This window comes from Rhodococcus sp. 27YEA6 (assembly GCF_044908235.1).
GTDB classification, from domain to species: Bacteria; Actinomycetota; Actinomycetes; order Mycobacteriales; family Mycobacteriaceae; genus Rhodococcus_F; species Rhodococcus_F qingshengii.
This window is the reverse complement of record NZ_JBIYCY010000074.1, coordinates 1-1,089: the sequence shown is the minus strand read 5'-3', so window position 1 is coordinate 1,089 and position 1,089 is coordinate 1. Positions and strand designations below refer to the sequence as shown.

Here is a 1,089-nt window from a genome sequence, read left to right as displayed (position 1 = left end):
ATGGCATGACGCCAAACCGCTACTGGGAAAACTGGACTCAAGAAAACCAACTAGCTATCGCATAGGTGCTGGACTGCTAACGGGGGCCCAACCAGTTCGATGCGCGCCGATCATCAGCCAGCGAGCTCCCCATCCGGAAGCAGAACAGGTGACCGCCGCGCACAGATCGAATCACTCAACGGACATCCCTGGCGCGGCCGGCGCGCCTGACATGACCCTGAAATCAGGAAATCCTTGTGCAGTAGTGGGTTTCGCAGTTATGTTTCCTGTGGGCGCCCGTCGACCGGCTGGTCACTCGACGGGAGGCGGGACGCCCGTCTCCCGTCGACTGCAAACGCGTCCTGTTCCTCTCGGCGTTCGTCGTGCTGCACGATTCTGCCAGTCGCACCTACTACGACCGAAAACGAGTCGAAGGAAAGAAGCACACCGCCGCCCATCTGCCTCGCCGGAAGTCGCTGCGATGTTCTCTACGCCATGCTCAAGAACCATGAACCCTATCGATTACTCGCCGTGACTGCCGCTTGACGAAGACAACATGGCCCCCGGCAACTCATCGTCCGACGCTCCGAACCGTCGAACGCCCGTCGGTTTCCCAACTGCACTGCACCAACTCCAGTGCCACGAGCGCCGTCAGGTTGGTCACTTGATCGTGCAAAGCGGCGCGAGTCCAACGGCGCTGGGAACGCCCATCGCCCGCGCGCATCCCCCGCCCGGAAGCGTGTGCCTGATGTTTCGAAGCTGCGCGTTTCCAGGTAAGTCAATCGGCAGGATCATGGCGCTCTCGTCGTCATCGGCGCAATCGTGGCAGCCGTGATCGTTCTGCGCCCGTCACCGGGCAACTCGAACGTGGACAATCCAGCCGCCGCTGGCAGCACATCCTCAACGACCACGACTGCCGGACCGGTCACCGACGCCGACACCGTCAAAGCGGCCCTCCCCACAGCTTTGAGCAGTGCCTCCGAAAACTGTCGCCAATCCACCTTCACCACCGACGGTTGTCAATGGCCACGAAGTTCTCCCCGTAGGCGGCCAGTAGTTCTCCCCGCTGGTGGCCACGGGTTCTCCCCGGTGGCGGCCAGTTGTTTTTCC

1 protein-coding gene and 1 pseudogene are annotated in these 1,089 nt (G+C 61.9%); one reads left to right on the top strand and one right to left on the bottom strand.

What is annotated here, in order from left to right; all coding sequences use genetic code 11:
• Positions 1-332: 332 nt before the first annotated feature.
• Positions 333-525 (top strand): annotated as a pseudogene (locus ABH939_RS33175) (IS110 family transposase); the annotation flags it as partial.
• Positions 526-770: 245 nt separating this feature from the next.
• Here ABH939_RS33175 and ABH939_RS33170 read toward each other — a convergent pair.
• The gene (locus ABH939_RS33170) at positions 771-980 is read right to left on the bottom strand and encodes a hypothetical protein (protein ID WP_191908632.1); all 210 of its coding nucleotides are present in this window, start codon (positions 978-980) and stop codon (positions 771-773) included.
• Positions 981-1,089 lie beyond the last annotated feature (109 nt).